The organism is Vogesella aquatica, assembly GCF_028548455.1.
GTDB lineage: Bacteria > Pseudomonadota > Gammaproteobacteria > Burkholderiales > Chromobacteriaceae > Vogesella > Vogesella aquatica.
The window spans coordinates 80,341-106,464 of the sequence record NZ_JAQQLF010000012.1; the positions used below are offsets into that span (position 1 = coordinate 80,341).

The 26,124-nt window shown below is 62.3% G+C and carries 23 protein-coding genes and 2 tRNA genes; 13 read left to right on the forward strand and 12 right to left on the reverse strand.

The window, feature by feature from the left end; translation table 11 throughout:
- A complete protein-coding gene (locus tag PQU95_RS10945) occupies window positions 1–405 on the forward strand; it encodes a MerR family transcriptional regulator (protein WP_272752032.1) in 405 nt (134 codons plus the stop codon).
- Window positions 406–644: 239 nt separating this feature from the next.
- Here the strand turns inward: PQU95_RS10945 and PQU95_RS10950 are convergent, their stop codons facing one another.
- On the reverse strand, window positions 645–959 hold the full coding sequence (locus tag PQU95_RS10950; RefSeq protein ID WP_272752033.1) for an isochorismate lyase: 315 nt from the start codon (window positions 957–959) through the stop codon (window positions 645–647).
- Between the two features lie 22 nt (window positions 960–981).
- A complete protein-coding gene (locus PQU95_RS10955) occupies window positions 982–1,386 on the reverse strand; it encodes a VOC family protein (RefSeq protein ID WP_272752034.1) in 405 nt (134 codons plus the stop codon).
- 187 nt (window positions 1,387–1,573) lie between these two features.
- Here PQU95_RS10955 and PQU95_RS10960 point away from each other — a divergent pair, with 187 nt between their 5' ends.
- Together PQU95_RS10960 and PQU95_RS10965 are read left to right on the forward strand one after the other, a co-directional pair.
- Window positions 1,574–2,758 (forward strand): acetyl-CoA C-acyltransferase, encoded by a 1,185-nt coding sequence (locus tag PQU95_RS10960; RefSeq protein WP_272752035.1) that lies wholly within the window; start codon window positions 1,574–1,576, stop codon window positions 2,756–2,758.
- Between the two features lie 191 nt (window positions 2,759–2,949).
- Window positions 2,950–4,092, forward strand: coding sequence for an acyl-CoA dehydrogenase family protein (locus tag PQU95_RS10965; protein WP_272752036.1), 1,143 nt, complete (start codon window positions 2,950–2,952; stop codon window positions 4,090–4,092).
- A 92-nt stretch (window positions 4,093–4,184) separates the two neighbouring features.
- On the opposite strand, the gene dsbD is transcribed toward PQU95_RS10965, so the two are convergent.
- Window positions 4,185–5,933, reverse strand: a complete 1,749-nt coding sequence (gene dsbD / locus PQU95_RS10970; protein ID WP_272752037.1) for a protein-disulfide reductase DsbD — start codon at window positions 5,931–5,933, stop codon at window positions 4,185–4,187.
- A gap of 154 nt (window positions 5,934–6,087) precedes the next feature.
- Between dsbD and PQU95_RS10975 the strand changes: the two genes are divergently transcribed.
- Window positions 6,088–6,879 (forward strand): alpha/beta fold hydrolase, encoded by a 792-nt coding sequence (locus PQU95_RS10975; protein ID WP_272752038.1) that lies wholly within the window; start codon window positions 6,088–6,090, stop codon window positions 6,877–6,879.
- An 11-nt stretch (window positions 6,880–6,890) separates the two neighbouring features.
- Here the strand turns inward: PQU95_RS10975 and folE2 are convergent, their stop codons facing one another.
- The 6 genes from folE2 to PQU95_RS11005 form a co-directional block, all read right to left on the reverse strand.
- Entirely contained in the window at window positions 6,891–7,688 is a 798-nt protein-coding gene (folE2, locus tag PQU95_RS10980) for a GTP cyclohydrolase FolE2 (RefSeq protein WP_272752039.1), read from the reverse strand.
- A 120-nt stretch (window positions 7,689–7,808) separates the two neighbouring features.
- Complete coding sequence (locus tag PQU95_RS10985) at window positions 7,809–9,101, reverse strand: MgtC/SapB family protein (protein WP_272752040.1); 1,293 nt, start codon at window positions 9,099–9,101, stop codon at window positions 7,809–7,811.
- 74 nt (window positions 9,102–9,175) lie between these two features.
- Entirely contained in the window at window positions 9,176–11,029 is a 1,854-nt protein-coding gene (gene dxs, locus PQU95_RS10990; protein WP_272752041.1) for a 1-deoxy-D-xylulose-5-phosphate synthase, read from the reverse strand.
- A gap of 19 nt (window positions 11,030–11,048) precedes the next feature.
- The gene (locus PQU95_RS10995) at window positions 11,049–11,945 is read right to left on the reverse strand and encodes a polyprenyl synthetase family protein (RefSeq protein WP_272752042.1); all 897 of its coding nucleotides are present in this window, start codon (window positions 11,943–11,945) and stop codon (window positions 11,049–11,051) included.
- Window positions 11,935–12,168, reverse strand: coding sequence for an exodeoxyribonuclease VII small subunit (locus PQU95_RS11000; RefSeq protein ID WP_144373043.1), 234 nt, complete (start codon window positions 12,166–12,168; stop codon window positions 11,935–11,937). The genes PQU95_RS10995 and PQU95_RS11000 overlap by 11 nt, the downstream gene beginning before the upstream one ends.
- Before the next feature lie 189 nt (window positions 12,169–12,357).
- A complete protein-coding gene (locus PQU95_RS11005; RefSeq protein ID WP_272752044.1) occupies window positions 12,358–13,329 on the reverse strand; it encodes a TerC family protein in 972 nt (323 codons plus the stop codon).
- Window positions 13,330–13,474: 145 nt separating this feature from the next.
- Between PQU95_RS11005 and PQU95_RS11010 the strand changes: the two genes are divergently transcribed.
- Window positions 13,475–14,308 carry an SDR family NAD(P)-dependent oxidoreductase gene (locus PQU95_RS11010; RefSeq protein ID WP_272752045.1) on the forward strand — a complete coding sequence of 278 codons (834 nt, stop codon included), beginning with the start codon at window positions 13,475–13,477 and terminating at the stop codon, window positions 14,306–14,308.
- Window positions 14,309–14,750: 442 nt separating this feature from the next.
- Here the strand turns inward: PQU95_RS11010 and PQU95_RS11015 are convergent, their stop codons facing one another.
- A complete protein-coding gene (locus PQU95_RS11015; RefSeq protein WP_272752046.1) occupies window positions 14,751–15,974 on the reverse strand; it encodes a response regulator in 1,224 nt (407 codons plus the stop codon).
- Window positions 15,975–16,185: 211 nt separating this feature from the next.
- Between PQU95_RS11015 and PQU95_RS11020 the strand changes: the two genes are divergently transcribed.
- The 4 genes from PQU95_RS11020 to PQU95_RS11035 all read left to right on the forward strand — a co-directional run bounded on the left by PQU95_RS11020 (window position 16,186) and on the right by PQU95_RS11035 (window position 21,984).
- Window positions 16,186–19,002 (forward strand): valine--tRNA ligase, encoded by a 2,817-nt coding sequence (locus tag PQU95_RS11020; RefSeq protein WP_272752088.1) that lies wholly within the window; start codon window positions 16,186–16,188, stop codon window positions 19,000–19,002.
- 86 nt (window positions 19,003–19,088) lie between these two features.
- Window positions 19,089–19,832, forward strand: a complete 744-nt coding sequence (locus PQU95_RS11025; RefSeq protein WP_272752047.1) for a hypothetical protein — start codon at window positions 19,089–19,091, stop codon at window positions 19,830–19,832.
- 923 nt (window positions 19,833–20,755) lie between these two features.
- A complete protein-coding gene (locus PQU95_RS11030; RefSeq protein ID WP_272752048.1) occupies window positions 20,756–21,031 on the forward strand; it encodes a hypothetical protein in 276 nt (91 codons plus the stop codon).
- A 200-nt stretch (window positions 21,032–21,231) separates the two neighbouring features.
- Window positions 21,232–21,984, forward strand: a complete 753-nt coding sequence (locus tag PQU95_RS11035; protein WP_272752049.1) for a substrate-binding periplasmic protein — start codon at window positions 21,232–21,234, stop codon at window positions 21,982–21,984.
- Window positions 21,985–22,050: 66 nt separating this feature from the next.
- Here the strand turns inward: PQU95_RS11035 and PQU95_RS11040 are convergent.
- Window positions 22,051–22,126 (reverse strand) — tRNA-Glu (locus PQU95_RS11040).
- Window positions 22,127–22,168: 42 nt separating this feature from the next.
- Window positions 22,169–22,244 (reverse strand) — tRNA-Ala (locus PQU95_RS11045).
- Between the two features lie 169 nt (window positions 22,245–22,413).
- On the opposite strand from PQU95_RS11045, the gene hpnC reads away from it, so the two are divergent.
- The 4 genes from hpnC to PQU95_RS11065 are packed head-to-tail and all read left to right on the forward strand — an operon-like array spanning window position 22,414 to window position 26,117.
- Window positions 22,414–23,250 (forward strand): squalene synthase HpnC, encoded by an 837-nt coding sequence (gene hpnC, locus PQU95_RS11050; RefSeq protein ID WP_272752050.1) that lies wholly within the window; start codon window positions 22,414–22,416, stop codon window positions 23,248–23,250.
- On the forward strand, window positions 23,247–24,092 hold the full coding sequence (gene hpnD, locus PQU95_RS11055; RefSeq protein ID WP_272752051.1) for a presqualene diphosphate synthase HpnD: 846 nt from the start codon (window positions 23,247–23,249) through the stop codon (window positions 24,090–24,092). Before hpnC ends, hpnD begins: the two co-directional genes overlap by 4 nt.
- A complete protein-coding gene (gene hpnE / locus PQU95_RS11060) occupies window positions 24,089–25,381 on the forward strand; it encodes a hydroxysqualene dehydroxylase HpnE (RefSeq protein ID WP_272752053.1) in 1,293 nt (430 codons plus the stop codon). Before hpnD ends, hpnE begins: the two co-directional genes overlap by 4 nt.
- On the forward strand, window positions 25,365–26,117 hold the full coding sequence (locus tag PQU95_RS11065; RefSeq protein WP_272752054.1) for an SDR family oxidoreductase: 753 nt from the start codon (window positions 25,365–25,367) through the stop codon (window positions 26,115–26,117). Before hpnE ends, PQU95_RS11065 begins: the two co-directional genes overlap by 17 nt.
- Window positions 26,118–26,124: the final 7 nt, after the last annotated feature.

Here is a 26,124-nt window from a genome sequence, read left to right on the forward strand (position 1 = left end):
GTGACTGCCGCAGCAGACCGCACATTCAGTATTTCCGAACTGGCACAGGAATTCGACGTGACCACCCGTGCCATCCGCTTTTACGAGTCGGAAGGGCTGCTCACCCCGGAGCGCCAGGGCCAGCGCCGCATCTATTCGCGCCGCGACCGTGTGCGGCTGATGCTGACACTGCGCGGTAAGCGCATCGGTCTGTCGCTGCAGGAGATCCGCGAGTTGTTCGAGCTGTACGACGCGGCCAATAACGATGAGCCACAGCTGATGAAGTTTGTCGATATCCTGACCCGCCGCGAACAGCAGCTGACGCAGCAGATGCAGGACATCCAGCTGGTGCTGCGCGAAATCGGCCAGCTGAAGGCGCAGTGCGAGCACTGGATGGAAAAGCGCAGTGGCGGCCTGCCGGACTAGGGCCTGCTCTTCGGGGCGCACGCCAAGCGGGGCACTGCTTTGTCAAACCGTGCAGGCAGGGATCGACCTGCTGCGCCCGGTTGTTCGCGCATGGCCGCCGCTTGCCAAGCGCCGCTGCATCAAAAATAGCGTTAACAGGCCCTAGGCACGCCAGGGCGTGGTGTCTGCCAACGAAAAAGCCGCAGCGGGTGTTGCGGCTTTTTTGCGTTAACAGGGTGGGTGCAATGGGCGCGGATCGGTCAGTTTTGTTGCTGTTGCCAGTGCTGCATCTCTTCCGCGATGAAGTGATTGACCAGGTCTGAAAACAGGCGTTCGATGGCGTCGGCGTTCAGACCTTCCTGTTCGGCCCACTGCCTGCGCTGCGCCAGCATGGCCGCAAAGCGCTCCGGTGCGCGCACGGCAGTGGCCGATGTTTTGAACTTGGCTGCGGCCAGAACGTACTGGTAGCGTTGGCTGATCAGGCCGACCACTGCCCGGTCAAGCAAGTCGATCTCGGCGCGTATGTCATCCATGTTGCTGCACTGTGCGGGGGTGAGCTTGTTCGCGATGTGCATGGTTTTCCTTGTGGTTTGTTGTTTACAGGCTTTGCTCTTCCGCCTCGTGGCACGCCACGCATAGTTTGTTGCCGTCCGGGTCGCGAAAGTAGGCGCCGTAGTAATGCGGGTGGTAGTGCGGGCGCAGGCCGGGGGCGCCTTCGCAGCGGCCACCGTGTGCCAGTGCGGCCTGGTAGGCTGCGTCCACCTGGCTGCGTGTGGCCGCCAGCAGGGCGATGGTCTGGCCGTTGCCAGGCGTGGCGGCTTTGCCGTCCAGCGGCTTGCCGATCAGCAGCAGCGGTCGCGGGCCAGGTTCGCTTTGCCAGCCGGCCCATGGCCGCGACGGGTCGCAAAAGCGCTCGCGAATGCCCAGTGCCTGCATCAGCGGGCGGTAGAAGGCGAGGGCGCGGTCGAAGTCGTTGATGCCGATGCAGAGGTGGGAAAGCATGTTGTCTCCTGTGTGGTGGGGCGAGTGGGTGTCTCTGGCTGCTGCTGTCGCCGTGCGGCCTGGGTGGCGAAGGGCTATGATGATGCCATCGCGGCTGCGGTGTCTACGCCACAGTGCGCCGGGTGGGGCTTGAAATGATTGCCATGTTTACGTTAACGTAAACGTTATCTAACCGGAGGCTTGAACCATGCACAAGGAAGCGATCGTGATTGTCGGTATGGCCCGTACGGCCATGGGTGGGTTTCAGGGCATGTTTGCCAGCCAGAGCGCCAGTGACCTGGGCGCGGTCGCCATTCGCGCTGCGGTAGAGCGTGCCGGCATTGCGCCGGATGCGGTGGAAGAGGTGATCATGGGTTGCGTGCTGCCAGCCGGGCAGGGCCAGGCGCCGGCACGGCAGGCGGCGATCAAGGGCGGCTTGGCGCTGGGGGCGGGCGCCACCACCATCAACAAGATGTGTGGTTCCGGCATGAAGGCGCTGATGCTGGCCAACGACCTGCTAAAGGCCGGTACGGCTACGGTGATGGTGGCTGGTGGCATGGAAAGCATGAGCAATGCCCCGTACGTAATCCCGAAAGCGCGTGGCGGCTTGCGTCTGGGCCACGGCGAGATCAAGGACCACATGTTCCTGGACGGTCTGGAAGATGCCTACGACAAGGGCAAGCTGATGGGGGTGTTTGCCGAGGCTTGTGCCGACAAGTACGGCTTTAGTCGTGCCGCACAGGACGAGTACGCTATCACCTCGCTGACCCGCGCGCAGCAGGCTATCACCAGCGGCGCTTTTGCCGGCGAGATTGCGCCGGTCACCATCAGCGGCCGCAAGGGCGACGAGGTGATAAGCGTGGACGAGCAGCCGCTGAAGGCCAATCTGGACAAAATCCCCACGCTGAAACCGGCTTTCCGCAAAGACGGTACCGTCACGCCGGCCAACGCCAGCTCCATTTCCGACGGTGCTGCCGCGCTGGTGCTGATGCGTGAAAGCGACGCGCTGGCGCAGGGCCTGACCCCGCTGGCGCGCATCGTGGGTCATAGCACCCACGCGCACGAGCCGGCGTGGTTTTCCACTGCCCCGGTGGGTGCCATGCAAAAGCTGTTTGCCAAAACCGGCTGGACGGCGGACGACGTAGACCTGTTCGAGATCAATGAAGCCTTTGCGGTGGTGACCATGGCTGCCATGCACGACCTGGGCCTGCCGCACGCCAAGGTCAACGTCAACGGCGGTGCCTGCGCGCTGGGCCACCCGATCGGCGCGTCTGGTGCCCGTATCGTGGTGTCGCTGATCGCGGCGCTGCAGGCACGCGGTGGCAAGCGTGGTGTGGCCAGCCTGTGTATCGGCGGCGGCGAAGCCACCGCGCTGGCAGTAGAGCTGGTGTAACTGGGTTGCTGCCACGGAAGACCCGCAGGCCGATATTTTTTAACCACGAAATTCACGGAAGGCACCAAACGGGCGGCGCTCTTATCGAGGTTTCATCCGTGGTTTTCGTGTCTTTCGTGGCAAACGGGTTTGCCTTTGTCTGCAAAGACAGAGTTGGCCGCTATCTGGCATAGAAAAGCAAAGGAATCAGCATGTTGCTGACAACAGAACAAGAACAGGTTGTGGACGCGGTACGCCGCTTCGTGGTGAGCGAGGTGGCACCGCATGCGGCGACGTGGGACCGCGAGCATACCTTTCCGCGCCAGGCACTGAGCGGCCTGGGCGAGCTGGGCTGCTTCGGGCTAACCGTGTCGCCGGATTGGGACGGCGCCGGTTTCGATTACCTGACGCTGGCCGCGGTGATCGAGGAGATTGCCGCCGGCGACGGTGCGCTATCCACCATTATTTCGGTCATCAACTCGGTAGGCTGCGGCCCGATCGAGCGCTTCGGCAATGACTGGCAGAAAGATACTTTCCTGCGCCGCATTGCCCGTGGCGAATGGGTGTCGGCGTTCTGCCTCACCGAGCCGGATGCCGGCTCCGATGCGGCCAACCTGCGCAGCCGCGCCGTACGCGACGGCGACGATTACGTCATTAACGGCGTCAAGCAGTTCATCACCAACGGCAAGCACGCCGACGTGGCCATTGTGTTTGCGGTAACCGACCCGGCCGCCGGCAAGAAGGGCATCAGCGCGTTTCTGGTGCCCACCGCCACCCCCGGCTACACCGTGGCCAAGGTGGAAGAAAAAATGGGCCAGCACGCGTCCGACACCTGCCAGATCGTGTTCGATAACGTGCGGGTGCCGGCCAGCCACCGACTGGGGGCGGAAGGCGAGGGCTACAAGATCGCGCTGGCCAACCTGGAGTCCGGCCGCATCGGCATTGCCGCGCAGTGTCTGGGCATGGCGCGCGCTGCGCTGGAGTTTGCCACCCGCTACGCTACCGAGCGCCACACCTTTGGCCAGCCCATCATCCGCCACCAGGCGGTAGGTTTCCGTCTGGCCGAGGCGGCGGCACGGCTGGAGGCGGCCCGCCAGCTGGTGTGGCACGCCGCTGCGCTGAAAGACGCCGGCAAGCCTTGCCTGAAGGAGTCCAGCATGGCCAAGCTGATGGCGTCGGAAATGGCCGAGGCGGTGTGCTCGGCGGCCATCCAGACGCTGGGCGGCTACGGCTACCTGAGCGACTACCCGGTGGAGCGTATCTACCGCGACGTGCGCGTGGCGCAGATTTACGAAGGCACGTCGGATGTGCAAAAGCTGGTGATTGCGCGGGCGCTGGAAGACGGGCTACGCTAAGCGTCGTGCTGGCGGCCAGGGTTGGCCGCAGGCCAGGCGTAGCAAGGGCCGGTGCAAGCACCGGCCCTTGTGTCTTTCAGCACCGGCTACGCTCAGCGGCCAACCTTGTCCAGCGAGGCGGCAAAGTCGCCGGCGTCCTGGTAGCCGATTACCTTGTGCACCAGCTCGCCCTGCGCGTTGTACAGCATGATGCCAGGCGGGCCGTACAGGCCAAAACGCTGCAGCAGCGCCTGGTGCTCGGCGTTGTTGGCGGTGACGTCGGCCTGCAGCAGGCGCAGCTTGCCCATACGGGCGGCGATGTCCGGGTGGCGGAAGGTGGTTTCTTCCATCTCGATGCAGCTCACACACCAGTCGGCGTAGAAGTCCAGCAGTACCGGCTGGCCGGCGGCTTTGGCCTGCGCCAGCGCTGCATCCAGCTCGGCGCTATTGGCAATGCGCTGGAACGCCGGCTTGGCGGCCAGCTGGCCTTGCCAGATACCGGCCAGCGGCAGCCGCGGCGATGGCGCACCGGTGGCGGCACCGACGATTTGCAGCAGGCCCGCCAGCACCAGTGCGCCAGCGATCAGGCGTACTAGCCAGCAGCCGGCGCCACGTACACTTGGTCGTTGCTTGCTCAGCAGCAACCACCAGGCGCTACCCAGCGCCAGCGCGGCCCACAGCAGCATGGTCAGCCAGACCGGCAGGAAGGGGCCGGCCATCCAGATGGCCACGCCCAGCATCACCACGCCGAAAGTGTATTTCACTTGCTGCATCCAGGCGCCGGCGCGCGGCAGGATGTGGCCGCCAAAGGTGCCTACCAGCAGTAGCGGCAGGCCCAAGCCCATCGCCATGGCGTACAGTGCGGCCCCGCCCAGTACGGCGTCGCCGGTCTGGCCGATATAGCCCAGCGCCAGCGCCAGTGGTGGTGCCACGCACGGGCCCACCAATAGTGCCGACAGCGCGCCCATGGCAAACACGCTGGCCAGGCGGCCACCACCCAGCTTGTTACTTTGCGTGGCCAGCCGGCTTTGCAGCGCCGACGGCAGCTGGATGGTAATCAGGTCGAACATGCCCAGCGCAAACACCACCATCAGCGCGCTGGCGGCCAGAATCACCGCCGGCTGCTGCAACCACACCGTCAGCAGGCTACCGGTCTTGCCGGCAATCACGCCGACGGCGGTGTAGGTCAGCGCCAGGCCCTGCACGTAGGCCAGGGTCAGTACAAAGCCGCGTGTCTTGTTGAGGCGTTGTCCCTGGCCGGCCACCATGCTGGAAACAATCGGCAGCAGCGGGTACATGCAGGCGGTAAACGCCATGCCGATGCCAGCCAGCAAAAAGGTAAACAGCGTACCCAGCCATTGCTGCCGGCTCAGCGTCGGCGCTGCGTCGTCAGCGTTGGTGACCGGTACCAGCCAGTCGGCCAGGCGGTTATCGCCAGGCTTCAGTTTGTGGGTGTAGGGCGGGTAGCACAGGCCGGCGTCGGCACAGCCCTGTATGGTGGCCAGCAGTGTGAAGTTATCAGGCAGCGTGGTAGCCGTAATCGGCACGGTAAAGGTCACACGCTGGTGGTACACCTGTTGCAGGCCAAAGTACGGGTCTTGCTTGGCGTCGCCGGCGGGTAGCAGCGGTGTGCCCACCACGCCAGCGGGCTCGCTGACTATGCGGGTGCGGTCGCGGTACAGGTAGTAGCCGGGGGCGATGTCCACGTGCACCAGCAGCTGCTGGCCTTGCTGCTCCAGCCGCGCAGCAAAGGCTTTTTCGGGTGGCAGCAGCTCGTTCGGGTCCAGCGCGCTGGCCGGCAGGGCGGCAAGTAGCAACAGCAAGGGGAACAGCCAGTGAAACAGACGCGACAATGCGGGCATGATGGGCATAGGCAGGCAAGTAAACAGGGGGTAGACCACGCCGCTAGGGCGGTGTTCCGGCGGGCTGCAGCTTATCACAGCCGCTGTGGCAAGGTGGTAACAGGTGTTTAAACGGATGTTTGCTTATGCTAATGTCGCAGCAGAGGAGAACAATATGGACAAGACCATTCATTTTGCCCACGCCAACAGCTTTCCGGCGCCCATCTATCGCCAGCTGCACGAGGTATGGCAGCAAGCTGGTTACGAGGTGGGTTTTTTGCCGTGCAGCGGCCACGATCCGCGTTACCCGGTAAGCGATGGTTGGCCGCAGCTGGTGGACGAAATGGTCAGCCATATGCGTGCCCGCTATAGCGGCCCCGTACACGGGGTAGGGCATTCGCTGGGGGGGATTCTGCTGTTATTTTCTGCTATCCGCGCCCCCGAGCTGTTTCGCAGCGTGGTATTGCTGGATTCACCGCTACTGTCACCACAACGCGCCTTCGGCATCTGGCTGGCCAAGCGGCTGGGTTTTATCCAGAACATTACCCCCGGCGGCACCGGTACGCTGAAGCGGCGCGATAACTGGGCCAGCGTGGCGTCGGTATACGACTACTTTGCGCGCAAGGCGGCGTTTGCGCGCTGGGCGCCCGAGGTGCTGCACGACTACGCCGAGCTGGGTACCGAGGATAACGGCCAGGGCGGCCGCCGCCTGCTGTTCCGCCCGCAGGTGGAGCACGCTATCTACGGCACGCTGCCGCACCACTACTGGCAGCTGCGCGGCCAACTGCAGGTGCCCTTGCACTACGTGGCCGGCGCGGGCAGCGACGTTATCCGGCCATCCGACTTGTCCTTCATGCAAAAGCACTTTGCTGCCTGCATTCACAGGCACCCCGGCAGCCATCTGTTTCCGATGGAGCAGCCACAAGCCACTGCCGGGCTCGTACTCAAGCTGCTGCAGCCGGGCTGATTGCTGCCGAGTCAGCCAGTCTGCAGGTCGCGGCTGTCGATGCAGGCGTAGGCCGAGTGATTGTGGATGGACTCGAAGTTTTCCGACGACACCACAAAGTGACGGATGCCGGCCACCCCTTGCAGCGCAGTGGCCACGTCGCGTACCAGGTCTTCCACGAACTTGGGGTTGTCGTAGGCCTGCTCGGTCACCACTTTTTCGTCACTGCGTTTGAGCAAGCCGTACAGCTGGCACGACGCCTGCGTCTCGGCCAGCGTAATCAGCGTTTCTGCCCCCAGACTGTTGTCGGCTTCCGCGTCGATAACTATATGCGAGCGCTGGTTGTGCGCGCCGTAGCGCGAAATCTGCTTGGAGCACGGGCACAGGCTGGTTACCGGCACCGTCACCTGCAGCCGGTAGCGGTATTCCCCCTGCGCTACGCTGCCATCCAGGCATACCTGGTAGTCCAGCAGGCTCACCATGCCCGATACCGGCGCAGTTTTGTGCAAAAAGTAGGGGAAGCTCAGCCGTATGCGCGCGCTATCGCTTTCCAGCCGCGTAGCCGTTGCACGCACCAGCGCTTCGAAGCCCCCGGCGTCCAGTGGTGCTTGCTGCTCGTGCATCAGTGCCACAAAGCGCGACATATGGGTGCCTTTTTGCGTGGCGGGTAGTGCCACCGTGAGCTGGCAGTCGGCAATGGTGTGCTGCACTTGGCCGTCCGGCTGGCGGATGGCCAGTGGGTGGCGTAGGCCCTTGATGCCCACTTCGCGGATGGGGATGCGGCGCAGGTCGGGGTGGTTTTGTACGTCGGGGATGGCTGTCGTGTTCATGCGGGGTGTTGATATAAAATGTTACGGTATAACATATTGCCATCAATGATCACCATCAGTAAACAGGCAAGAAAAAGCCCGCCGTGCGGGGCAGGGCGGGCGTTGGCTAGCAGGGCGCGTTCAGCTTGTGGCCAACCATAGCCCCAGCAGCATGCCCAGCATGGACATGCCCAGTGCCGGCGCGCAGGCACGGGCCAGTGCCCGGCCGCCGATGCTGGCGATCAGCCCGAACTTGAGCACGGTATTGCTGAGCACCGCCAGCGCCATGGTCACCAATAGCGGCGTGGTGGCCAGCTGTTGCTGGCCGAACAGCTCCAGCGCGGTGAGGCTGATGGCGTCTACATCGTTCAGGCCGGAAACCAGTGCCACCACGTACAGGCCGCTTTCGCCAAACAGGTCACGCAGCCAGGCCGAGCACAGCATCACCACGGCAAACATGGCGGCAAAGCCCAGTGCGATGCTGAGTTTGGCCGGGTTTTTCAGGGTGAGCTCGGGGGCGTTTTCCTGCGGTGTTTGCCGCTTGCCCAGGATAAACAGCGTGGCCAGCCCGGCCAGCAGCGCGGGTAGCATCATGCTGGCTACGCTACGCACACTGGCCGGCGCGATGGCCAGTGCCAGCAAGCCCAGGCGAACAAACAGCACCATATTGGCCAGCAGGATCACCCGTGTTGCCAGCCGCAGCGAGCCGGGGTTGGCCGCAGCTTCGCGCGCGTATACCAGGCTGGTGGCGGTGGTGGATACCAGGCCGCCCATAATGCCCAGCACCGGCGCGCCCACGCGTTCACCAAGGATTTTCACCGCCAGGTAGCCGGCCAGGCCCACACCCACAATCAGCACCACCAGCAGCCAGATGCGGTGCGGGTTAAATGCCAGGTAAGGGCCAAAGCCCTCGTTGGGCAGGATGGGCAGGATGATGAAGGTCAGCGCGGCAAACTGCAGCAGCGACAGTAGGTCTTGCCGCTCCAGCTGGTTGGAAAAATTGGATAGCTCCGGCTTCAGGTACAACAGGCCGGTGGTAATGATGCCCAGCGCAATGGCCAGCTCGGTATTGCCCAGCCCCACCATCAGCCCCAGCGTGTACGCCACCAGCAGTGCAATCACCGAGGTGGTACGCGGCTCGGGTGCGGTGCTTTCGTTGCCGCCGTTGCCCAGCGGCAAAAAGCCCAGCATGGCCACCGCCAGTAGCCCGGCCGGCATTAGCCACGGCAGCATGGTTTGCGCTGCCAGCATGGCCAGCATGGTGCCCAGCAGGCTCACCAGCGGGAAGGTACGGATGCCGGCCAGTACGCGGCGTTTGCGTTCGCGTTCCACGCCGATCAGCAGGCCGATGCCCAGGCTGGACAGCAGCATGGGTAGCGCGGCGTAAGGGGTGTTGGCCAGGTGCAGCCAGTGGTGTACGTCCAGGCTTGTCATGGTTTTATCCTGTAGACGGTAGGCAAGAAAAAGGCCTGCAGCACGGGGCGGCAGGCCTGTCGGCGGGTGCCGGGCTAGTGTGCGGCCAACCTGGTGGCAATGCTGTGCTGGATGCCGGCGGCATCCAGGCCACAGTCGACCAGCAATACGGCCGGGTCCCCATGTTCAACATAGTCATCCGGCAGGCCCAAGTGCAACATCGGCACGCTGATACCGGCGGCGGCCAGCACCTCGGCACAGCCGCTGCCGGCACCGCCCATGATGGCGTTTTCTTCCACGGTGACCAGCAGGCTGTGGCTGGCTGCGAGTTCGCGGATCAGCGCTTCATCCAGTGGCTTCACAAAACGCATGTCGGCCACGCTAGCGTCCAGCGCTGCGGCAGCGGCCAACGCAGGCTGTACCATGCTGCCAAAAGCCAGGATCGCCACCTTGCCCGCACCCTGACGGCGCAGCACACCCTTGCCTAGCGGCAGCGCGGTCATGGTTTGTTCGATGCTGGCGCCAGGGCCGGTGCCGCGCGGGTAACGCACGGCGGTCGGGCTGTCCAGGCTGAACGCGGTGTACAGCAGCTGGCGGCACTCGTTTTCGTCCGACGGCGCCATCACTGTCATATTGGGGATGCAGCGCAGATAGGACAGGTCGAACGAGCCGGCGTGCGTCGGGCCGTCGGCGCCCACCAGGCCGGCGCGGTCGATGGCGAACACCACCGGCAGGTTTTGCAGCGCCACGTCGTGGATCAGCTGGTCGTAGCCGCGTTGCAGGAAGGTGGAGTAGATCGCTACCACCGGCTTCAGGCCGTCACAGGCCATGCCGGCGGCAAAGGTCACCGCGTGCTGCTCGGCAATAGCCACGTCGAAGTAGCGGTCCGGGTGCTCTTTTTCAAAGCGCACCAGGCCGGAGCCCTCGCGCATGGCCGGGGTAATGCCCACCAGGCGTTTGTCCAGCTTGGCCATGTCGCAGATCCAGTCACCGAAAATCTGCGTGTACTGCGGCTTGCCGCCGCCTTTGCTGCCGGCCAGGCCACAGGCCGGGTCGAATTTGGTCACGCCGTGGTATTTCACCGGGTCGTTTTCGGCCAGCTTGTAGCCCTGGCCTTTCTTGGTAACGATGTGCAGGAACTGCGGCCCTTTCAGGCTCTTGATGTTCTTCAGCGTGTCGACCAGCACGTCCAGGTCGTGGCCGTCGATCGGGCCGATATAGTTGAAGCCGAACTCCTCGAACAGCGTGCCGGGGGTAAAGAAGCCCTTCACGTGTTCTTCCATCTTGCTGGCGATATCGCGCAGCGGCGGGGCGATACCCAGCACCTTGTTGCTGCCTTCTTTTACCGCGGCGTAGAAACGCCCGCTCATCAGCTTGGCCAGGTAGTTGTTCAGCGCGCCTACATTGGGCGAGATCGACATATCGTTGTCGTTGAGGATCACCAAGAGGTCGGTGTCCATCGCACCGGCGTTGTTCAGCGCCTCGAACGCCTGGCCGGCGGTCATCGAGCCGTCGCCGATGATGGCAATGCTCTTGCGCGGGATGTTTTGCAGCTTGGCAGCTACCGCCATGCCCAGCGCCGCACCGATAGAGGTGGACGAGTGGCCCACGCCGAAGGTGTCGTACTCGGATTCGTCGCGCTTGGGGAAGCCCGCCAGGCCGCCTTTCTGGCGCATGGTGTGCATCTGTTCGCGGCGGCCGGTCAGGATCTTGTGCGGGTAGGTCTGGTGGCCTACGTCCCACACCAGGCGGTCGTCCGGCGTATTGAACACGTAATGCAGGGCGATGGTCAGCTCGATGCTGCCCAGGTTGGAGGCAAAGTGGCCACCGGTTTGGCTAACCGAGCTCACCAGGAATTCGCGCAGCTCGCGGGCCAGCTGCGGCAGCTTGCTGCGGTCCAGGGTTCTGAGGTCGGCCGGACTCTGTATGGTGTCGAGCAGTGTAGTCATGATATTGCTTTTGTTATGGTCAGAACGAGCGGGCCACGATGTAGTCGGCCAGCTGTTTCAGGCGGTCGGCACGGTCGCCAAACGGCGCCAGCGCCGCCAGCGCGTCGTCGTACAGGTCGCGGGCAAACTGTTTTGCCTCGCCCAGGCCCATCAGGCTGACGTAGGTAGGCTTGTCGTTGGCCGCATCCTTGCCGGCGGTTTTGCCCAGTGTAGCGGTGTCGGCTTCGCAGTCCAGTACGTCGTCTACCACCTGGAACGCCAGGCCCATGCGCTTGGCAAAGTGGTCCAGCGCACTGTTTTCTGCGTCGCTCAAAACTTGGCCGCAGTATGCGCCCAATAGTACGGCGGCGCGAATCAGCGCACCGGTTTTCAGCATGTGCATGAATTCCAGCTCGGGCTGGTTCAGCGCCGTGCCCACACTGGACAGGTCGATGGCCTGGCCGCCGGCCATGCCGGCGTGGCCGCTGGCGTGGGCCAGCAGTTTGACCATGGCTAGCTGGCGTGCTGCGTCCACACCCGCTAGCGGGCTGGCCAGCACGTCGAAGGCCAGCGTTTGCAGGGCGTCGCCCACCAGCAAGGCAGTGGCTTCGTCGTATTGCACGTGGCAGGTGGGTTTGCCACGGCGCAGCACATCGTCGTCCATGCACGGCATGTCGTCGTGCACCAGCGAGTAGGCGTGGATCATCTCCACGGCGCAGGCCACGCGTGCCACGTTGGCCGCATCGGCGCCGGCGAGCTCGCCAGCGGCAAAAGCCAGCAACGGGCGCACGCGCTTGCCGCCTTGCAGCGTGCTGTAGCGCATGGCTTCGTGCAGCATCTGCGGGGCACGGGCCGGGTTGGGCAGCAAAGCCTCCAGCGTGCATTCCACGGTTTGCTGGGTATGGGTCATCCAGCCGGTAAAGGTGTTATTGGCCATCGGTCAGGTCCAGCGGCTTGAGTTCGTCGTTTTCCAGCACGCGCAGCTGTTGTTCGGCATCTGCCAGCTTGCCCTGGCAGAACTTGATCAGTTCTATACCCTGCTTGTACGACGTCAGGGCGGTATCCAGCGGCAAGTCGCCGCCTTCCATCGCCTGGATGATGTCCTCCAGCTGCGCCAGCGCGCTTTCGAAACTGGCTTGGGCTTTGGCGGTTTTGGCCATGGCGCGTGTCCTTCTGCATCTATAACGGTTGGCCGCCATTGTAGGGGTTTTCCGCTGCGCAACAAAGCGGCAACAAAGCCGGCGGCATGGTAGCGGTACCGGTGCCGCAGACAAGACAAACCCCCTTTGGCGGGCAGAAGGGGGTTTGCAAGACAGCCTGCTGCCAGGCAGCAGGCCGGGTGGGCACGCTTAGGCGGCTTTTTTCGGGAACATCAGCGAGGCCACAACCGAGCCGATAATCACCACGAACACCACGCCCAGCGAGATGGCCACCGGGATGTGTACAAACTTCAGGATCAGCAGCTTCACCCCGATGAACGACAGCACGATCGCCAGGCCATAGCGCAACAGGTGGAAGCGCTCTGCCACGTCGGCCAGCAGGAAGAACATGGCGCGCAAGCCCAGGATGGCGAAGATGTTGGACGTCAGCACAATGAACGGGTCCATGGTGACGGCAAAGATCGCCGGGATGCTATCCACGGCAAATACCACGTCCGACAGCTCGACAAAAACCAGCACCAGGAACATCGGCGTGGCGTAACGCATGCCGTTTTTCATCACGAAAAACGCTTCACCGTGGTAGTCGTCGGTCACACGCATGTGCTTGCGCAGGAACTTCAGCAAGCCGTTATTGGCCAGGTCTTCTTTTTCCTCTTTTTCCGGCAGCATCATCTTTAGGCCGGTAAACAGCAGGAAAGCACCGAACACGTACAGGATCCAGCTGAACTCTTTCACCAGTGCCGCGCCCAGGAACACCATCACGGTACGCAGGATGATGGCACCGAATACACCGTACAGCAGCACACGGCGCTGGTACTCGGCTGGCACCTTGAAGAAGGCGAAGATCATCAGGAACACAAAGATGTTATCCACGGCCAGCGATTTCTCAATCACATAGCCGGTAAAGAACTCCAGTGCCTTCTGCTTGGCAACCACCTCGCCATAGGCAGGGTCGTTGGCCAGTGTCCACCACAGCCAGCCGCCAAAGGCACACGCTACGGCGACCCACACCGCCGACCAGCCGGCGGCTTCCTTGATTGACACCTTGTGCGAGCCGCTTTGCTTGAGCGCCACCATGTCGATGACGATCATGATCAGTACGGCAACGAAGAACACCGTATAGAAGAAAGGCGATCCGATAGAGGGGAGGGCCTGTTCCATTATGTTGAATACTCCTTGAGTGAAGGCTGTGGTGAGGTTTTGTTATTATCTGCCGGTTTTGTTAGGAAACGTACCGCCCGGCGCGATGTACATATTGTTACATATGCGCCGATTTGACCGGCGCGCCTTTTAACTGGTTCAACCGATGACACAAAAAAACATCCTGATTACCGGCTGCTCCAGCGGCATAGGCCTGGACGTGGCGCGTGGCCTGCAGGCGCAGGGCTGGCGTGTGTTTGCCACCGCCCGCCGCGCCGAAGACGTGGCCAGCTTGCAGGCGCAGGGTTTTATCGATGCGCTGCAACTCAATGTAGACGATAGCCACAGCATACGCACTGCGCTGCATGAAGTGCTGCAGCGCAGTGGTGGTACGCTGCACGCCCTGTTCAACAATGCCGGCTACGGCCAGCCCGGTGCGGTGGAAGACATCAGCCGCCAGGCCATGCGCCAGCAGTTTGAAACCAATCTGTTTGGTGCCTGGGAGCTGATGAACGCCGTGTTGCCGGTGATGCGCCGCCAGGGCCATGGCCGCATCCTGTTCAATAGCTCGGTGCTGGGCTTTGCCGCCATGAAGTACCGCGGCGCCTACAACGCCAGCAAATACGCCATGGAAGGGCTGTGCGACACGCTGCGGCTGGAGCTGGCCGGCAGCGGCATTTTTGTCAGCCTGATCGAGCCGGGGCCTATCGAAAGCCGCTTTCGCCCCAATGCGCTGCAGAAATTCCTGCAAAACGTGGACATCCAGGGCAGCGTGCACCGCGACAGCTACGAGAAGCAGTTGCAACGCCTGAAGAAAGAAGGCCACGCCGCCCCGTTTACGCTGCCTGGTACGGCGGTGCTGGCCAAGGTGGAGCAGGCTTTGGCTGCAGCACATCCGGCCGCGCGCTACCGTGTCACCACGCCCACCCATGTGTTCTGGTACCTCAAGCGCCTGCTGCCTACGCGCTGGCTGGACTGGGTGCTGAACAAGGCGGCCTGACAGGCCGTGTTGACCCATGAAAAAACCCGCACGCTGGCTAATGCCAGTCAGTTAGGCGAATGTGCTTGGCCATCAGGTAGGAGGGCGTGAGTGTAGCGCTCCATCCCGTTGGCGCGAGCCGGTCAAAATGGTGCGCCCCAGGTTTTAAGACGCCGATTTGTTTGAGCCCCGAGCCGTTAGCGAGGGGCGAGTTCGGCGGCGCCTGGGGCGTGCCATTTTGATCGGGGTTTCGAGCAGCCCCGGGTTGCGGGGGAATGAAAAGGGGGCGGCAATCCGCCCCCCTTTCCCGTTTGCCGGGCGGAACCGGCATCTAATCATCGTCCGCATCGCGGACACAATAGCACTCTTCAAACACAACAAACCCCTAGCCAAAAAAAGCGCCAGTCAGCGTTAACTGACTGGCATTACGCACGCTGGCGGGTTTTTTCATGGCAGCCCGGGCTTAGCCGGTGCACACCTGGTTACGGCCGCGGCTCTTGGCCATATACAGGCGTTCGTCGGCCAGCTTCAGCAGGGCGCTGACATCCGGCAGGCCCGCGGCTACGCCTATGCTCAAGGTGAAGCGCAGCTCGCCCCGGCTGGTGGGGAATACCGCGTCGGCTACGCTGGCGCGGAAGGTTTCCATGGCGGCCAGCATGTCCTGTTCGCTGCGTGCCTGCGCCAGAATGACAAACTCCTCGCCGCCAAAGCGGGCGATGTGCTTGCCGGGGAACTGGGCGCGCAGCAGGTCGGCCACCCGTTTCAATGCCAGGTCGCCGATGTCGTGGCCAAAACGGTCGTTGATGTGTTTGAAGTGGTCGATATCTACCATGGCCACGCCAAATGGCTGGGTTTGCTTCAGCACATTTTCGAAGAAATAGCGGCGGTTTGGCAGGCCGGTCAGCGGGTCTTCGTGCGCGGCGCGCGATAGCGCGCGCAAGTTTTCCACAAACTCCACGTTGCGCGTGACACGGCAGAAAAACTCTTCGTGGTTAAACGGTTTATTCAGGTAATCATCGGCGCCGGCCTTGATGAAGCGGGCGGTCATGGCCGGGTCCTGGCTGGCAGAAATGCCGATGATGGCCAGCTCTTCGTGGCTGCGAAAGCGGCGGATCTCGCTGACCATCACCACGCCGCTTTTGCCCGGCATGTCGTGGTCGGACAGCACCAGGCGTATGGTCGGGTCGTCGCGCAGCATGCGCAGCGCGGTATCGGCTTCGGGGGCTTCCAGCACTTCGTACAGGTGGCGGCGCAGCAGCTGGCGCAGGTAGCCGCGGATGGTGGCCGAGTCATCCACCACCAGCACGCGTATGCCGGGGTTGTGGTGGATGCGGCGTATCATCTTGATGGTGTACTCAAACGCGGCCGGGGTGTCTTTGGGCACGTAGTCCACTACCGGTTGCAGCAACACTTTTTCGCGCGTTTCCATATCGCTGCGCGCCGTCAGCACAATGGTAGGGATCTTCCTGGCCAGCACGATAGGCAGGGTTTCGCCATCCGGCGCATCCGGCAGGCAGTAGTCCAGCACGCAGGCCATGAAATGATGCCGGCCTTGGGCAAGAATGCTTTCCACCTCCCGCAAGGTGGTAGCGCACACCACGGGAAACCCGTCGTTTTCGATAATGCGCTGCATGGTGCGCAAGACAGAGGTGTTGTCCTCTACCAGTAAGATCTTGTTGCTGGGCATGGGGTTCGGTTGGGCCAGGTTGCAGCCGCCAGGTGGCGGGCCATGTAGAAAACGGTTTTGTTCAATCATATATACATGGCTTTTGTGAGCATTGTCGCGGCCAACGTGTGATCTGATAATGCTTCATGGCAGCAAGCGGGACGCAGTGCAGCAGATCGGTTTATAATTTCAGTCATTTTTGCCTCACTACGACCGAATTCACACCATGACCATGGAACTTGCCAAAAGCTACGAGCCGGGCGACATCGAACGTCGCTGGTACGATCAATGGGAACAGTCCGGCTATTTCAAGCCGCACATGGATACCACCAAGCCGTCCTTTGCCATCCAGCTGCCGCCACCCAACGTGACCGGCACCCTGCACATGGGCCACGCCTTCAACCAGACCATCATGGATGGCCTGACCCGTTACTACCGCATGAAGGGCGACAACACGGTGTGGATTCCGGGTACCGACCACGCCGGTATCGCCACCCAGATCGTGGTAGAGCGCCAGCTGGCCGAGCAGGGCATCAGCCGCTTCGACCTGGGCCGCGACGCCTTTACCGCCAAGGTATGGGAATGGAAAGAAAAATCCGGCGGCACCATCACCAGCCAGATGCGCCGTGTCGGCTGCTCGGTAGACTGGGGCCGTGAATACTTCACCATGGACGACGTGCGCGCCGACGTGGTCACCGAAGTATTCGTGCGCCTGTTCGAGCAAGGCCTGATCTACCGTGGCAAGCGCCTGTCCAACTGGGATGCCAAGCTGGGCACCGCCATCTCCGACCTCGAAGTGGTTTCCGAGGAAGAAGACGGCCACATGTGGCACATCAAATACCCGGTAGTGGGCAGCGACGAGTTCATCACCGTGGCCACCACCCGCCCGGAAACGCTGCTCGGCGACGTAGCCGTGGCGGTGAACCCCACCGACGAACGCTTTGCCCACCTGGTAGGCAAGCTGGTCGAGCTGCCGCTTACCGGCCGCCAGATTCCGGTGATTGCCGACGAATACGTGGATAAAGAATTCGGCACCGGCTTCGTCAAGATCACCCCGGCGCACGACTTCAACGACTACGAAGTCGGCAAGCGCCACAGCACCCAGCTGATCAACGTGATGAGCCTGGACGCCACCATCCTGGCCAAAGCGCAAGTATTCGGCTTTGACGGCAGCGCCCAGGGCAGCATCGAGCTGCCGGCCGCCTACGCTGGCCTGTCCACCGCCGACGCGCGCAAAGCCATGCTGGCCGACCTGCAAGCCCAGGGCCTGCTGCTGGAAACCAAACCGCACAAACTGATGGTGCCGCGCGGCGACCGTACCGGTACCGTGATCGAGCCGCTGCTCACCGACCAATGGTTCGTGGCGATGAGCAAAGTGGGCGAGGGCGACGCCACCGGCCAGTCCATCGCGCAAAAAGCCATCGACGCTGTGGCCAGCGGCGAAGTGCGCTTCATCCCGGAAAACTGGGTCAACACCTACAACCAGTGGATGAACAACATCCAGGACTGGTGCATCAGCCGCCAGCTGTGGTGGGGCCACCAGATTCCGGCCTGGTACGACGAAGACGGCAACATCTACGTTGGCCGCACCGAAGCCGAAGCCCAGGCCAAAGCGCCGGGCAAGACCCTGCGTCGCGAACAGGACGTACTGGACACCTGGTTCAGCTCCGCGCTGGTGCCGTTCTCCACCCTGGGTTGGCCGCAAGACACGCCGGATCTCAACGCCTTTGTTACCAGCAACGTGCTGGTCACCGGCTACGAAATCATCTTCTTCTGGGTTGCCCGGATGATCATGATGACCAAGCACTTCACCGGCAAAGTACCGTTCCGTGACGTTTACATCCACGGCATGGTGCGCGACCACGAAGGCAAGAAGATGTCCAAGTCGGAAGGCAACGTCATCGACCCGGTCGACCTGATCGACGGCATCGCGCTGGGCCCGCTGGTAGAAAAACGCACCACCGGCCTGCGCCGCCCGGAAAAAGCCCCGGCCATCGCCAAAGCCACCGAAAAGCTGTTCCCGGACGGCATCCCGGCCTACGGCACCGACGCGCTGCGCTTCACCATGGCCAGCTACGCCACGCTGGGCCGCTCGGTGAACTTCGACTTCAAACGCGCCGAAGGCTACCGCAACTTCTGCAACAAGCTGTGGAACGCCACCCGCTTCGTGATGATGAACGTGGAAGGCAAAGACTGCGGCCAGGACGAAACCCTGCCGCTGGAATTCAGCTTTGTCGACCAGTGGATCATCGGCCGCCTGCAGCAAGCCGAAGCCGACGTGACCAACGCGCTGGAAACCTACCGCTTCGACCTGGCCGCCCAGATCATCTACGAATTCATCTGGAACGAGTACTGCGACTGGTACGTGGAGCTGGCCAAGGTACAGCTGCAAACCGGTAACGAAGCGCAGCAGCGCGCCACCCGCCGCACCATCGTGCGCGTGCTGGAAGTCGCCCTGCGCCTCACCCACCCGCTGATGCCGTTCATCACCGAAGAGCTGTGGCAAACCGTGGCCCCGCTGGCCAACGCCAAGCACACCGACAGCATCATGCTGGCGCAGTGGCCTGTCGCCGTGCCGGAGAAGATCAATGCCGCGGCCAACGCGCGCATGGACGCCTTCAAGGACATGGTAAACGCCGTGCGTAACCTGCGCGGCGAAATGGGCATCGGCCCGGCGGTAAAAGCGCCGCTGTTCATCGAAACCGCCGACGCCAGCATCGCCGACTTCGTGCCCTACCTGAAGCTGCTGGCCCGCCTGACCGAAGGCAGCATCGTGGCCGCCCTGCCAGCCGATGACGCGCCGGTAGCCATGTCCGGCAACGCCCGCCTGATGCTGAAGGTGGAAGTGGACAAAGCCGCCGAAACCGCCCGCCTCACCAAAGAGCAGGGCAAGGTGGAAGCGGAGCTGGCCAAGCTCACCGCCAAGCTGGAGAAACCGGGCTACATCGATAAAGCCCCGGCGCATCTGGTAGAGCGCGACAAGGCGCAGCTGGCAGAGCTGAATGACAAGTTGGAGAAGGTGAAGGCGCAGCTCGCTAAGTTGGCTTGATAGCGCGTTGTCATTCGTGATAAAACCCCCGTCATCGAAAGGTGGCGGGGGTTTTTTATGTGGTTAGGTAATTTATGAGAAATTATTTGAGCTGCGATAATTATCAAGATGCAATCAGGTCGCTGTCAATTTTCTATGGCGTTGATTATGCTGCGATAGCTAATATGGTCGAGCGTGATTGGCCGGCCGTCTTGCCTAGTAGTGTTGAATATTGTGAATTTCTTGATGAGAGATTGCACTTCATATTTATGAGTTACCTTGGCATTGCTAATTTCCCTGATGCTATGTTTGATGTTGCATTTTATCATCGTACTAGATTTGATGGGCATGAGGAATGGTTTGATCAGGGTGTCTTAAATGCACAAGATGGTGTTGTTGCTTTCTTTAAAAAAATTGAACCAGAGCTATCGATGTATTCTTGGTTTGATTTGGTGAGATCAAGATCAATCGCAAATGTGATTGATAGAAATCGTTGTGAGATCAATAGAGGCCCTCATGCCTACGACACTTTCTTTGATGCCGCTTATGGGCAAGGTCGTTTAAACTTTGATGTTCCTGAGTTTGCTTTGACTAGTACGGGATTTTGTGTTGAAGAATTCGTTGTTTTTTGCAGGGAAAGGCTGAAGCCTGTTATTGTTAAATTTTTGGCGAAACCTGTTTCTTTAAGTAGATATATTTTAAGTTTGTGGTTTTTTGTTTTTCGGGAAAAATTTGGTTTGGAAGGCGATCCGTTGTATTTCAATTTTTACGGCGGAGGTGCTTGCGTACCAAATGAGAAGATTGTGGAGTTGATTATTGATTTTGATTTGAGAGCGTGTAGATTGGGCTGAATGAAATGAAGCCCAACGTTTGCCGCGCCCGCAAGGTTGGCCGCATGCCGTCACGGTATGGCGGCCAACCTTTTTGTTTTGTGTGCCGCTGCGCGGCGTAATTGCATGCCGCTTTCCGCGCGGCGGCGGGGTACTTTCTTTTGCCTCGCCAAAAGAAAGTACCCAAAGAAAAGGCGACCCGGGGCTGCTCGAAACCCCGTGCCAAACGGCCCGCCCCAGGCGCCGCCGAACTCGCCCCTTGCTAACGGCGCGGGGCTCAGACAAATCGGCGTCTTAAAACCTGGGGCAAACCGTTTGACCCGGCTCGCGCCAACGGGATGTGGCGGCGCCGGTGCGGTAGTGGTTTGACGTAGGGTGGGCAAAAACCGGAGGTTGTGCCCACCATGTAAATGAAGCCCAACGTTCACTGCGCCCTGTGCGGTTGGCCGCAAACATTTACGGTACTGCGGCCAACTTTGTGCTGCGACCCATGCCCCCTTGGGGAGCGCCGGTAAAAAGTCTGCCGCAAGGATTGTGCTGAGCGAATCAAAGATTCGCACGCGCAAGCGGCCGATTTGTTTGAGCCCGGAGCCGTTAGCGTAGGGCGAGTTCGGCAGCGCCTTGCGGTGGGCTTTTTGCCGGGGTTTCGCGGACCGCGGGGGCGAGGGGGGATGAAAGGGGGCGGCGACCCGCCCCCTTCCTGCCTTATTCCCTCGCGACGCTACGCTTGTCTCGCTCGGTCACGGGCGGAACCGGCTGTAACTATCATCCGCGTAGCGGATTCAAGACCTGCTATGTCATTGCACGAAAAAATGAAAGGTTGGCCGCATACTTTCACGGTATGGCGGCCAACCTTGCTTTAACGTTTGGTTACCCACCCAGGCCTTGTTGCAACAGACTGCGCGTGGCTGGGCGGGTACGCTGCTGTTTTGATCGGGATGGCCATGGAAAAAAGCAGGTGGTACCGGGCGGTGGGCTGGGTGGTGTTGCTAAACTTGTTGGGTGTGGCCGGGGTGGTGTGGCTGGCGCGTCAGCAGGGAGCTACTGTGTCTGCCAGCATGGCGGAGGCGCTACTGTGTTTGTTGATGTCTGTATTGTATGGCTGCCTGGCGATTGTGGCGGCACGGCGGCGTCTGGGGGAAAACTGCATGGTGCTGGCGGTGGCCTTGGTGATGGGTAACTGGCTGGGGCTGGCGCTGTTGGATTGGTGGCTGAGCTAGCGCGTAGCATGGGCTGAATGAAATGAAGCCCAACGTTTACCGCGCCCGCAAGGTTGGCCGCATGCCGTCACGGTGTCGCGGCCAACCTTTTGTTTTGTGTGCCGCTGGGTGGCGTGCTTTTTTGCTGCCGGCACGCCGCTGCCGTGATGGCTTGTGCAAAATTTCGATATGATAGTGCCGGATGCCATTCGGGATGCGCCATGCTCAAACCGGTACTTTCATGCTTGCTGCTGCTATTGCCGTGCGCGCACGGCCTGGCCTTGCGTATTGCTACCGGCGAGCTGCCACCCTACGCCACGCAGGCGCGGCCGGATCAGGGGGTGGCGCTGCAGATTGTGCGCCGTGCCTTTGCGCTGGCGGGTCATCAGGTGGAATACCAGTTCATGCCGTGGACGCGGGCGCTGGAGGAAAGCGCCAACGGCCGTTGGGATGCTACGGCGTACTGGGGGAATAACCCCGAGCGTAATGCCCGCTTTCTTGCTAGCGATACCGTGCTGGTCGAGCAGTGGGTGTTTGTGCATCGCCGTGACATGCGCTTTGACTGGAATACGCTGGCGGACCTGCAGCCTTACCGCCTGGCGATTATTGCCAATTACACCTACACGCCCGAAATGTGGCAGCTGCTGCACCAGGGCCGGCTGCAAGGGGATGCCACGCCGGATGATCTGCTGGCTTTGCGCAAGCTGCTGGCGCGGCGGGTGGAGGTGGTGCCGATAGAGCGTAATGTGGCGTGCTACTTGCTGGCCCGGCATTTTCGCCCGGCCGAGGCCGAGAAACTGCAGGTTCACCCGCGCTTGCTCACCGATCGCTTTACTACCCATTTATTGTTGCCCAGGCGGCAGCCGGCCAGTGCCGCCTTGCTGGCAGATTTCAACCGTGGTTTGCAGCAGCTAAAAGCGAGTGGCGAGCATGCGCGCCTGTTGAAGGGGGTGGGCTGCCCGCGTGGCTGGTAGCTGTGGGCGGGGCGCTGCTTGTGCACCATGCAAAAAGCCCGCTGCTTGCGCAACGGGCTTTTGTCTTGGCGTCCCCACGGGGATTCGAACCCCGGTTACCGCCGTGAAAGGGCGATGTCCTAGGCCTCTAGACGATGGGGACTTATCCATCAAACCCGCCTTGCGGCAGATTTTTGTCTGTTAGTGGTGGAGGTAAGCGGGATCGAACCGCTGACCTCTTGCATGCCATGCAAGCGCTCTCCCAACTGAGCTATACCCCCACTGAGGCGTTACCGCGTTGTGTGTTGGTCACAACGTGGGGCGCATAATAGACGCCCGTTTTGGGTGTGTCAAGCGTGGCGCTGCATTTTTTTCGATAAACGGCCGCTGCTGCGGTTTGCCGCCTTCTTGCCTTTATAATGCGCGCTTTGATTCTGCCAGGTGCGTGCCATGTCGGTAGGGCATTACGAAAACTTTCCGGTGGGTTCCATCCTGCTGCCACGGCGCATGCGCCGGGCGGTACACGCCATCTACCACTTTGCCCGCTACGCCGACGATATTGCCGACGAGGGCGACGCCCAGCCGGCACAAAGGTTGGCCGCACTGCAGGCGCTACGCGACGAGCTGGGCCGTATCGAGGCCGGGCAGGCGCCGCACACGGCGCTGATGCAGCGCCTGGCGGGGGTTATCGCCGAGTACACGCTGCCACTGGCGCCGTTTTACGACCTGCTGTCGGCGTTTAGCCAGGACGTGGAAAAAACGCGCTACCAGAATTTTGCCGAGCTGGTGGACTACTGCCGCCGTTCGGCCAACCCGGTGGGGCGGCTGATGCTGCACCTGTACGGCGAGCACGACCCGCGCAGCGTGGCCATGTCGGACGGCATCTGTACCGCGCTGCAGCTGATCAACTTCTGGCAGGATGTGGCGGTAGATTGGGACAAAGGCCGCGTGTATATCCCGCAGGAGGACCTGGCGCGTTTTCGCGTGGCCGAGGCGCAGATCGCCGCGCGCGATGCCGGCGGCGTGTGGCCCATGCTGATGGACAAAGAAGTGAAACGTGCGCTGGCCATGCTGGAAGCCGGCTCGCCGCTGGCGCTCAAGCTCAAAGGCCGCCTGGGGCTGGAGCTGCGCATGATTGTGCTGGGTGGCGAGCGCATACTGAAAAAGATTCACGACGCCCGTGGCGATGTGCTCACGCAGCGCCCGGTGCTGGTGTGGAAAGACTGGCTGTACATTATCTGGAAAGCGTTTAGCGCGCCGTACAGCAAAAAGAGGAGGCGGGCGTGACCCCCCAACAATATTGCGAAGACAAAGCGGCGAAAAGCGGCTCCAGCTTCTATAGCAGTTTCCGTTACCTGCCGGCCGACAAGCGCGATGCCATGGTGGCGTTGTACGCCTTCTGCCGCGAGGTGGACGACGTGGTCGACGAGATTCACGACGACAACGTGGCGCGTACCACGCTGGCGTGGTGGCGCACCGAGCTGGCGGCGCTGTACGAGGGCACGCCCACGCACCCGGTGATGCAGGCGCTCAAGCCGCACGTGGCGGCGTTCGACCTGCCGCAAGCGTGGCTGGCCGAGATTATCGACGGCATGCAGATGGACCTGGACGTGCCGCGCTACAGCCGCTACAGCGACCTGCAGCTGTACTGCCACCGCGTGGCCGGCGTAGTGGGGCAGCTGTCGGCGCAGATTTTCGGCTACACCGACCGCGCCACGCTGAAATACGCGCACGAGCTGGGGCTGGCGTTCCAGCTGACCAATATCATCCGCGACGTGGGCGAAGACGCGCGCCGTGGCCGCCTGTACCTGCCGGTGGAAGACCTGCAGCGCTTTGGCGTACCCGCCGCCGACATCATGGCCTACAAAGAGTCGCCGGAGTTTGACGCGCTGATGCGCTTCCAGATCCAGCGCGCGCGCGAAAGCTACCACAAGGCTTGGCAGCTGTTGCCGGCGGCCGACCGCAAGGCGCAGCGCATCGGCCTGGTAATGGCGGCCATCTACCGCGCCACGCTGGACGAAATCGAGCTGGATGGCCCGCGCAAGGTGCTGAACCAGCGCCTGTCGCTGTCCCCCGGCCGCAAGCTGTGGCTGGCGTGGAAAACCGCCACCTTCGGCTACAAGCCTTGACCCCACGCGTTGCCATTATCGGTGCCGGCTGGGCCGGGCTGGCGGCAGCCATCGAGCTGGCCCCGGCGGCCCGCGTGGTGCTGTACGAGGCCGGCAAAGCCGCCGGCGGGCGCGCGCGGCGTGTGCCGCTGGGTGGCATGGCGCTGGATAACGGCCAGCACATCCTGATCGGTGCCTATCGCGAATGCCTGCGCCTGATGCGCACGGTGGGCGTGGATGTAGACGCCCAGTTGGCCGCACAGCCGCTGGTGTGGCAGCAGGTAGATGGCATGGCCATGCGCTGCCCGGCCTGGCCTGCGCCGCTGCACTTGCTGGCGGGCCTGCTCACCGCCCGTGGCCTGCGCTGGCGCGACAAGCTGGCGCTGGCACGGCTGTTGACCTGGCTCAGGTGGCAGCGCTGGCAAATCGGGCAAGATGCGCCGGCGCAGGCATGGTTGGCTGCACACGGCCAGAGTGAGGCGCTGCTGCAGCGTTTCTGGCAGCCGCTGATTCTGGCCACGCTCAATACGCCGCCGGCGCAGGCGTCCATGCAGCTGCTGGCCAATGTGCTGCGCGACAGCCTGGGTGCGCCGTCGGCGCGGGACAGCCAGCTGCTGCTGCCACGCGTGGATCTCTCTGCGCTGTTTGTCGACCCCGCGCTGCAATGGTTGGCCGCACAGGGCGTGGCTACCCGGCTGGGCCAGCGCGTGGCAGCCTTGCAGCCCGAAAACGGTGGCTGGCGCGTGGATGGCGAGTATTTCGATGCCGTGCTGGTGGCGGTAGCGCCGTACCACGCCGCCGCCTTGCTGGATCATGCGCCGCTGAGCGCGCTGCTCAAGGCGTGGCAATACCAGCCGATAACTACCCTGTACCTGCAGTTTGAGGGCAGGGTGCGGCTGCCCGCCGTGATGACCGGCCAGGCCAGCGGCGTGGGCCAATGGTGGTTCGACCGTCAGGCATTAAGCGGCGAGCCGGGGCTGGTGTCGGTGGTGATCAGTGCCGACGGCGCGCACGCCACGCTGGCGCGCGACGCGCTGCTGGCTGCGGTGCTGGGCGAAATGCAGCGCCATGTGCCGGCTTTGCCGCCGCTGAAACAGCACTGGCAGATTACCGAGCAGCGCGCTACTTTTGCGGCCAACGTTAGCCTGGCACGCCCGGCAGTGCGACTTGGCGTAGAATCCGCCTATCTCGCGGGCGACTGGCTGTGCGCCGACTACCCGGCCACACTGGAAGGGGCTGTACGCAGTGGTGTGACAGCCGCCCGAACCCTCATGCAGGACTGGACTAAAAAGAATGACGCAAACGTTTGAAAAAGATTATCTGGCCGGCCGCGTGGTGCTGGTTACCGGTGCTACCCAGGGCATAGGCCGCGAAACGGCACTGGCCGCCGCCGCCCACGGTGCTACCGTGGTATTGCTGGCGCGCAGCGTGAAAGGCCTGGAAAAGGTATACGACGAGATCGTCGCGGCAGGCGGCCCGGAGCCGGTAGCCATCCCGCTGGATCTGCTCAAGGCCAGCGATGACGACTTCAACACCATGGCCTACCAGATCAAGCACGCGGTAGGCCGCCTCGATGGCATCGTGCACTGCGCCGCGCATTTTTACGCGCTGTCGCCGCTGGTGGACCAGCGCATTGACGAGTGGATGAACCAGTACCGCATCAACACGGTAGCGCCGTTTGCGCTGACCCGGGCCTGCATGCCGCTGCTCACCACCGCTGCCGATGCCAGCGTGGTGTTTGTCGGGGAAACCCACGGCCAGCAGCCGGGGGCGTTCTGGGGCGCGTTTGGCGCGTCCAAGGCCGGCGTGGGCTACCTGATGCAGGTGGCAGCGTCCGAATGGGATGTGTACCCCAACCTGCGGGTAAACCTGCTGGTGCCAGGCCCGGTGAACTCGCCGCAGCGCACGCGCACGCACCCTGGCGAAGCCAAGAGCGAGCGTGGCAACCTGGCCGACCTGGTGCCGCACATGCTGTACTGGCTGGGCGGCGCCAGCCGTGGCCGCAGCGGCGAAACCACGGTGCTGGATTTGCGCACTATTGCATAAGGATACT